Source organism: Desulfovibrio sp. 6_1_46AFAA (assembly GCF_000224635.1).
Lineage (GTDB): Bacteria > Desulfobacterota > Desulfovibrionia > Desulfovibrionales > Desulfovibrionaceae > Desulfovibrio > Desulfovibrio fairfieldensis.
The window spans coordinates 20867-28669 of record NZ_JH114302.1 but is presented as its reverse complement, the minus strand read 5'-3'; the positions used below and the strand labels follow the sequence as shown (position 1 = coordinate 28669).

6 protein-coding genes are annotated in these 7803 nt (G+C 64.7%); 4 read left to right on the top strand and 2 right to left on the bottom strand.

What is annotated here, in order from left to right; genetic code table 11:
- Together tnpA and HMPREF1022_RS06860 are read right to left on the bottom strand one after the other, a co-directional pair.
- Nucleotides 1-368 (bottom strand): IS200/IS605 family transposase (tnpA, locus tag HMPREF1022_RS06865; RefSeq protein WP_035061113.1); only part of this gene is annotated, 368 nt, incomplete at its 3' end.
- A gap of 219 nt (nucleotides 369-587) precedes the next feature.
- Nucleotides 588-1142, bottom strand: coding sequence for a hypothetical protein (locus HMPREF1022_RS06860; protein ID WP_008683117.1), 555 nt, complete (start codon nucleotides 1140-1142; stop codon nucleotides 588-590).
- 181 nt (nucleotides 1143-1323) lie between these two features.
- Here HMPREF1022_RS06860 and mtnA point away from each other — a divergent pair, with 181 nt between their 5' ends.
- From mtnA to mgtA, 4 genes are all read left to right on the top strand, one after another.
- Nucleotides 1324-2382: an S-methyl-5-thioribose-1-phosphate isomerase gene (gene mtnA / locus HMPREF1022_RS06855; RefSeq protein WP_008683115.1), complete on the top strand. Its 1059-nt coding sequence runs from the start codon at nucleotides 1324-1326 to the stop codon at nucleotides 2380-2382.
- Nucleotides 2379-4328: a TIGR04326 family surface carbohydrate biosynthesis protein gene (locus HMPREF1022_RS06850; RefSeq protein ID WP_008683113.1), complete on the top strand. Its 1950-nt coding sequence runs from the start codon at nucleotides 2379-2381 to the stop codon at nucleotides 4326-4328. Before mtnA ends, HMPREF1022_RS06850 begins: the two co-directional genes overlap by 4 nt.
- 7 nt (nucleotides 4329-4335) lie before the next feature.
- Nucleotides 4336-4767 carry a C-GCAxxG-C-C family protein gene (locus HMPREF1022_RS06845; protein ID WP_008683111.1) on the top strand — a complete coding sequence of 144 codons (432 nt, stop codon included), beginning with the start codon at nucleotides 4336-4338 and terminating at the stop codon, nucleotides 4765-4767.
- Between the two features lie 239 nt (nucleotides 4768-5006).
- Nucleotides 5007-7793, top strand: coding sequence for a magnesium-translocating P-type ATPase (gene mgtA / locus HMPREF1022_RS06840; protein ID WP_009302517.1), 2787 nt, complete (start codon nucleotides 5007-5009; stop codon nucleotides 7791-7793).
- Nucleotides 7794-7803: the final 10 nt, after the last annotated feature.

The following is a 7803-nucleotide window of genomic DNA, read 5'->3' as shown; positions in this document are numbered from 1 at the left end:
ACCGTTACCTCATTGAGTCCTACCGTACTGACGAAATATCCTTCCGCCAAGAATTTCCTATTGCCAAATTTGTACTTCAGGTTTGCATGCTTATCGAAAATCATCAATGAGCTTTTTCCTTTCAGGTACCCCATGAAACTTGATACACTGATTTTTGGAGGAATACTCACCAGCATGTGCACATGATCCGGCATGAGATGGCCCTCGATAATTTCAACACCTTTATATTTGCATAAGTCCTTAAGAATTTCTCCGATACTTTCTCGAATGTTGGCAAATATTATTTTCCGCCTGTATTTTGGAGAAAAGACAATGTGATACTTGCACAACCATTTTGTGTGGGCTAAACTTTGAACTCGAGTTCCCATATAAAAACACCTTTCCCTTAAAAATTACGATGGGCTTGAACAACTCTATCGTATGGGAAAGGTGTTTTTTGTATAACAAATTATTTCCACCCGCATAGCGGGTGGATTTCTGTTTCGCTCGCAAACGCTCGCTCAACTGGCTAAAGCCCCTTACGCAAAAGGGCCGCGTCGTGCTGACGCGGCCCTTTGCATGACAAAGCATTTCAAGTGGTAACTGTTCTAGTTGCCCAGCTTGATGCTCTTCAAAACGGTTTGCAGCTGGGCGGGCAGTTTGGTGTCGCGCTGCCGGAGCATGGCGCTCACGGCCAGGGTCTTTTTACCTTCGTAAAATCCCCAGCTCACATTGCACAGGCCCCTGGCCGGGAACAGCGCGGCCACGGCCAGAGCCGCGCCCTTGGCCGTTGTTTCGCGCGCGCAGTTCACTTCCGTGGCGCCGCCCCGCTTGAAGCCGTCAATGGCCTGCGCGCAGATTTCCTTGACGCCGTCCTCATCCAGTTTGGCGAAAGCGGCCTGGTCCATCTCGCCCACGGGCTGCTCCATGATGGCGAACTGCGGCACTTCCGGGCTCTGGGCCATCAGCAGCACCTTCATGTCCCCGGCCTGCTTCTGCACTTGGGCCAGAGCCTCCTTGGGGGCGATTTGCCAGTCCGAGGGCAGGTCGATGGCCAAGCCCGGCAGTTTGTGCTCCTTGAAGCCGTCCGGAGCCGCCAGTGCCGCGCCCGCCAGACCCAGGCTCAATGCCCCGGCCAGCAGCAAAGTCCATGCATAACGCATATCTTGATTTCCTCCTGAGTAGTGGGCGGCGCGGGCACAATCCCCTGCCGCCGGAGCAACTCTATGCCCGGCTTGCGGGACTGTCCAGAACCCGACCCCATACCGGCGCGGGCACTCTTCCGGCAAGCCGCTTTTTGCCATCGGACGCATTGTCGTGTAAGGCAGGGAACAAGGAGACGCCATGAACGACCACATCCGTTTTGACCGCGACGCCCTGGAACTGCATCTGCTGGACCAACGCCTTTTGCCGGGAGAGGAGGCGGATTTCGTCTGCCGCACGCCCGACGAGGTGATCACGGCTCTGCAAACCATGGTGGTACGCGGCGCTCCGGCCATCGGCGTCACCGCCGCCTGGGGCTGCGCCCTGGCCGTCTCCCGGACCGGGGACGGCGACGGCTGGCAGGAACGCCTGGACGCCGCCCTGGAGGCCATTGCCGCCGCCCGGCCCACGGCCGTGAATCTGCGCTGGGCCGTGGAGCGCATGCGCGCATGCCGACGCGCCGCCGGGGATGTGGGCCGCCCCGCCCTGCTGGAACTTTTTCTGCGCGAGGCCCGGACCATGCAGGACGAGGATGTGGCCGCCTGCAAGCGCCTGGGCCGCTTCGGCGCGGACTGCCTTGAGGACGGGGACACGGTGCTCACCCACTGCAACGCCGGGGCCCTGGCAACGGCGGGCTACGGCACGGCTCTGGGCGTGATCCGCGCCGCAGTGGAACAGGGCAAGCGCATCCGGGTCATTGCCGATGAAACCCGGCCTTTTTTGCAGGGCGCGCGGCTCACAGCCTGGGAACTGCACAAGGACGGCATTCCGGTTACCGTGGCCTGCGACAACGCCTGCGCCCTGCTGATGCAGAAAGGGCTCGTCCAGCGCGTGGTGGTGGGCGCGGACCGCATCGCGGCCAACGGCGACGCGGCCAACAAGATCGGCACCTTCGGCGTGGCCCTGCTGGCGCGGCATTTCGGCATCCCCTTCTATGTGGCCGCGCCGCTCTCGACCATTGACCCGCAAACGGCCGACGGCACGGCCATTCCCATTGAGGAACGCCCGACCGGGGAGGTGACCCATGCGGGGGGGCAGCGCGTGACGCCCGAGGACGTGCCGGTCTACAATTTCGCTTTTGACGTGACCCCGGCGGCGCTGATCAGCGGCATCATCACCGAAGCGGGCGTGCTGCGGCCGCCCTACGGCCCGGCTGTCCGCGCGGCCCTGAAAGAAGCCGCGACGGAGGCGCGCCCATGAAAGAACTGGTGCTGCTGGTGGAACCGGCCAAGGAGCCGTCCGTACCGTCGCCCGCCTCCGGTCAGGGACAGGCCGTCGCCCACTGGAGCGCCTGGGAAGTGCCGGAAGGCCGGATATCCCTACCCGCGCGTCTCCATGCGGACCTGGTGGCGATCCGCGCCGAACATGCGGCCTGGGCCTATGATCTGGGCCGTCTGCGCGTGGGCCGCAAGGAGCTGCAGGAGAAACTCAAAGCCGGGGAAAGCCTGTCCATGTGGTGGTGCTCCCTGCTCTACGAGCGCCATCCCAGGATGACGCCCAATCTCTATACTATCTACAAGCTGCGCGCCCTGGAGCGCCTCATGGACGAGGAAGCCTTCACGGCCCTGCGGCTCTGCGGCGGCGACGCCACCCTGCGCCACACGCTGGCGGATTTCTGCGCCGTGTCGGGCCGCCTTTTTGTGGAGTGCCACGAGCCGGGACTGCGCCTCAAGCCCGCGCAAAGCCTGCTGCGGCGAATCTACAACGCCTGCCCCGCGCCCTTGCGGGCCGCGGCCCGCTACGCGCACTGGTGGTGGACCGTACGACGCAAACTGCCCTGCGTGCGTACCGGCAAAACCTGCCTCACGCCGAGGCCCGCGTCCGGGCAGCAAAACACGGCCGGCATCGTTACCTATTTCCCCAATCTGGACATGCACGCCGCCGGTCTGGGACGCTTCCGCTCCCGCTACTGGGAAAAGCTGCACGACGTTCTTGACGCGGAGGCCCGGCGTGAAGGCACGCAGTTCGTGCGCTGGCTGTTCATCCGCTTTCCCGCGCCCCAGCTCTCCTTCGCCCAATGCCGCAAACTGCGCGACCGCTTCCGCGAGGAAGGCAAGGATGGCCTTTCCTTCCACTATCTGGAGGAATTTCTGCGCCACCGGGATCTCTGGGCGGCCCTGTGGCGGCATCTGCGCCTTTGCTGGGCCAGCCTGCGTCTGGAAAAACACGCGCGCCCGGCCTTTCACTTCGCCGGATCCCGGCTCAATTTCTGGGACTACGCCAAGGGGGACTGGGCCGAATCCTTCCGGGGCTGGCGCGGCCTGGAGCGCTGCCTTCAGAACCGGGGCTTCAAGAGCTATGCGCACTGCGCCGGGCCGCAGCGCTGGACCCTCTTCCCGCTGGAAAACTGCCCCTGGGAGCGCATGCTGACCCAGGCCGCGCATGAGGCCGGGAACGGGCCGGTCTTCGGCGCGCAGCATTCCACCATCCGGCCCACGGACTTCCGCTATTTCGACGATCCGCGTACCTTCAGCGCGCCGGACTGCGCGATCTTCCAGCCTGACGCCATCCGGGGCAACGGCCGTTCGGCCTGCCGCCAGTGGCTGGACGCGGGCATGCCGCCCGAACGCCTGGGCGAAGTGGAGGCCCTGCGCTATCTCTACCTGGCCGACGCGGCTCCGGCGCAAACGGAAGCCCCGGACCCCGCGCCGACTACGCCCGCGGGCGGCCTCAAACGGCTGCTGGTCCTGACCAGCTTTTTCAACGACGAAACCGAGGCCCATCTGGTGTTGCTGGCGCGCGCCGTGCATGCCGGGCTGCTGGAAGGCTGGGATATTGTCGTCAAGCCCCATCCCTACCTGTCCGTGGAAGAACGCCTGCGCGCCCTGCTGGGCCGCCGGATGCGTGAAATCCGCCTGGCGGACGGCCCCATTGCCGAACAGTTGCGGCCCGGCGTGACGGTCTGGGCCTCCAATTCCACCACCGCCGCCCTGGAAGCGGCGCTCAAGGGCCTGCCGGTCATGGTCATGCTGCCCAGCGACGACTTCGACCTCTGCCCCTTGCAGGATGTGCCGGAACTGCCGCGCACCGGCGATCTGGAGGACGTGCGTCTGGCCCTGGCAACGGCGGCGCCCCTGGACCTGCCGCCCGATTATCTGGATCTGAACCCGGAACTGCCGCGCTGGCGGCAACTTCTGGGCTTGTGAGGCCGTTATGGACGCGCATCAGGAAACCGACCGGCGGATCGCGGAAATGGTCCGCGCCTGTTACTGGGACAGGGACATCAACTGTGCCCGCACCACCCTGTACTGCATGAGCCGCCTGTTCGATCTGCCCCTGGACCCGCAGCTAGACCGCGCGGCCATCGGCCTGAACGGAGCCGGACGCATGGGCTGCCAGTGCGGCCTGCTGGAGGGCGCGCTGCTCTTCCTTGGAATCCATGCGTCGTTCCTGGGCAAGACCGAGAAGGAAGTCTGCGCCGTCTGCGGCCGCTATACCGCTGCCTTCCAGAAGCATTTCGGCGGGATCGATTGCCGGGTGCTGCGGCCCGGCGGCTTTCAGAAAAGCGATCCGCCGCATCTCTGCGAGGGGCTGACCGTGGAGGCTGTCCGCCTGCTCCATGATTTTGTGGCGGCGTTGCGCTGATCGGAGAATGGATCGCGGGCCCTGCCCCGATTTGACGTTCCAGGCGTTTTCCCTTAATCAGTAATCACTATGCCTTGTTTCCGCAGCACAAAGGAGCACGACCTTATGTCATCCGACAGTCCCAACTTTCCCGCACCTGAACCCGGCACGCATAATCCCGCCGGCCTGCCCGCGCCCGCTCTCCTCCGCTGAACGCCTCTTGAGAGCGACGCGTCCCGCGCCGGTCCCAGGAGGTTCCCATGTTTTCCTTTTTCACGACTCTGAAAGCCCTGTTTCGTCCCCCGCGTCCGTCGTCCCGCCCGCTGTCCCGTGCGGACCGCGCCGCGCGCGGCGTCGGACGCCCCCATACCCCGGCAGCGCCGAAGCGCGCCGCCTCGCAAAACCTGCTTGAAGCCGCCCGGCAGCAGCCGGACGCCCTGTTGCGCGCCTACAACTCGTCCATGCAGGGGCTGAACAGCGCGCAAATCCCGGCCCTGCGCCGGCGCCACGGTGAAAACCGTCTGATCGGCAGCCGCCGGGAACCTCTGGCCCTGCGACTGCTCAGGGCCTTTCTCAATCCCTTCAGCGTGGTTCTGCTGCTGCTCGCGGCCATTTCCTTCATTACCGACTATCTGCTGGCCGCCGCCGGTGAAAAGGATCTCACGGCCGTGCTCATCGTGGGCGGCATGGTGCTGATCAGCGGCACGCTGCGCTTCGTGCAGGAGGCCCGCTCCGGCGACGCCGTGGCCCGTCTGGAATCCATGGTCAACACCACCATCGACGTACTGCGCGACGGCCGGGGCGGCGAACGGCCCATCAGCGAGCTGGTGCCCGGCGATGTGGTCCGTCTGGCCGCCGGGGACATGATCCCGGCGGATCTGCGGATTCTGGAGGCCAAGGATCTCTTCATCAGCCAGTCCTCCCTGACCGGCGAAAGCGAGCCGGTGGAAAAATTCGCCGGTCTGCCGGACGCCTCTCCGGACGCCCCGGACAGTCCGCCTCAGAGCCCGCTGGATTGCGCCGACCTGGCCTTCATGGGCAGCAACGTGGTCAGCGGTTCGGCCCTGGCCCTGGTGCTGGCCGTGGGCAACGCCACACTGTTCGGTTCCCTGGCCCGCCAGATCGCCGACACCACCACCCGCACCAGTTTCGACAGGGGCGTCAGCGCCGTGTCCTGGCTGCTGATCCGTTTCATGGCCTGCATGGTGCCCATTGTCTTTTTCATCAACGGCTTCACCAAGGGCGACTGGGTGGAGGCCGCGCTCTTCGCCCTGTCCGTGGCCGTAGGCCTGACGCCGGAAATGCTGCCCACCGTGGTTTCCGCCAATCTGGTGCGCGGCGCGGCCTTCATGGCCCGCAAAAAGGTCATCGTGCGGCGGCTGGACGCCATCCAGAACCTGGGGGCCATGGACGTGCTCTGCACGGACAAGACCGGCACCCTGACCAGGGACAAGATCATTCTGGAATATTCCCTGGACGTGCACGGCAACGAGGACGAGCGCGTGCTGCGCCACGCCTTTCTGAACAGCTGGTTCCAGACCGGTCTGAAAAACCTGCTGGATGTGGCCATTATGGACCATGCCGACGACCTGGACATGCTCACCCTGCGGCGGGACTACGTCAAAGTGGATGAAATCCCCTTTGATTTCTTCCGCCGCCGCATGAGCGTGGTCGTCGCCGACCACCGGGGCAAGACCCGGATGATCACCAAGGGCGCGTTGGAGGAAATGCTGTCCGTCTGCACCTGGGCCGAATACCACGGCCAGGTGGAACCGCTGACCCCGGAACTGCGGGAGGAAATCCTGGCCCGCACCCTCCGCTACAATGCCGACGGCCTGCGCGTGCTGGGCGTGGCCCGGAAAGCCCTGCCGGACGGCGGCCGGAGCTTTTCTGTAGCCGACGAGGCCGACATGGTGCTCATGGGCTATCTGGCCTTTCTGGACCCGCCCAAGGAATCGGCGGCCCAGGCCGTGGCCGCCCTGCGCGACTACGGGGTGCGCGTCAAGGTGCTCACCGGCGACAACGACGCCGTGACCCGCAGCATCTGCCGCCAGGTGGGCCTACCCGCCGAACGCGTGCTGCTGGGCGCGGATCTGGCGGACATGGACGACGAGCGCCTTCGACAGGAAGTAGAGCGGGTGGATATCTTCGCCAAACTCAGCCCGCAGCAGAAGGCGCGCATTGTGGCCTGCCTGCGCGGCAACGGCCATGTGACGGGCTTCATGGGCGACGGCATCAACGACGCGGCGGCCATGCGCACCGCCGACGTGGGTATTTCCGTGGACACCGCCGTGGACGTGGCCCGCGAGTCGGCGGGCGTGATCCTGCTGGAAAAGGATCTCACCGTGCTGGAGGCCGGGGTCATTGAAGGACGCCGCACCTACGCCAACATCATCAAGTACATCAAGATGACGGTGAGTTCCAATTTCGGGAATATGTTCTCGGTGTTGGCGGCCAGCGTCTTTCTGCCCTTCCTGCCCATGACGCCCCTGCAGATTCTGGTGCTCAACCTGATCTACGATCTGTCCTGCACCACCATTCCATGGGACAATGTGGACGAGGAATTCCTGCGCCAACCCCGTACCTGGGACGCCGATTCCATCAGCTCCTTCATGCTCTGGCTCGGACCCACCAGCTCGATTTTCGACCTTCTGACCTTTGTCCTGATGTACCGGCTGATCTGCCCGGCGGTTCTGGGCGGTCCCTGGCACAGCCTGGACCCGGCCGGGCAGGCCGCCTTCGCGGCGCTGTTCCAGGCGGGCTGGTTTGTGGAATCGCTCTGGTCCCAGACCCTGGTCGTTCACATGATCCGCACGCCCAAGCTGCCCTTCGTGGAGAGCCGGGCGTCCTGGCAGTTGACACTCCTGACCAGCCTGGGCATTGCCGTGGGCACGGTCATCCCCTTCACCTCCCTGGGCCGGGGCCTGGACATGGCGGCCCTGCCCGCCGGGTATTTCCCCTGGCTGGGCGGCATGATTCTGGGCTATATGCTGCTGACCACCGTGGTGAAGCGGGCTTACATCCGGCGTCACGGCGAGCTGCTGTAGAAGCTGAAGT

What these genes read in the sequence shown, in the direction of transcription:
- mtnA (WP_008683115.1), top strand. Translation starts at nt 1,324, where the DNA reads ATGAACGACCACATCCGTTTTGACCGCGACGCCCTGGAACTGCATCTG.
- HMPREF1022_RS06845 (WP_008683111.1), top strand. Translation starts at nt 4,336, where the DNA reads ATGGACGCGCATCAGGAAACCGACCGGCGGATCGCGGAAATGGTCCGC.
- HMPREF1022_RS06860 (WP_008683117.1), bottom strand. Translation starts at nt 1,142, where the DNA reads ATGCGTTATGCATGGACTTTGCTGCTGGCCGGGGCATTGAGCCTGGGT.
- HMPREF1022_RS06850 (WP_008683113.1), top strand. Translation starts at nt 2,379, where the DNA reads ATGAAAGAACTGGTGCTGCTGGTGGAACCGGCCAAGGAGCCGTCCGTA.
- mgtA (WP_009302517.1), top strand. Translation starts at nt 5,007, where the DNA reads ATGTTTTCCTTTTTCACGACTCTGAAAGCCCTGTTTCGTCCCCCGCGT.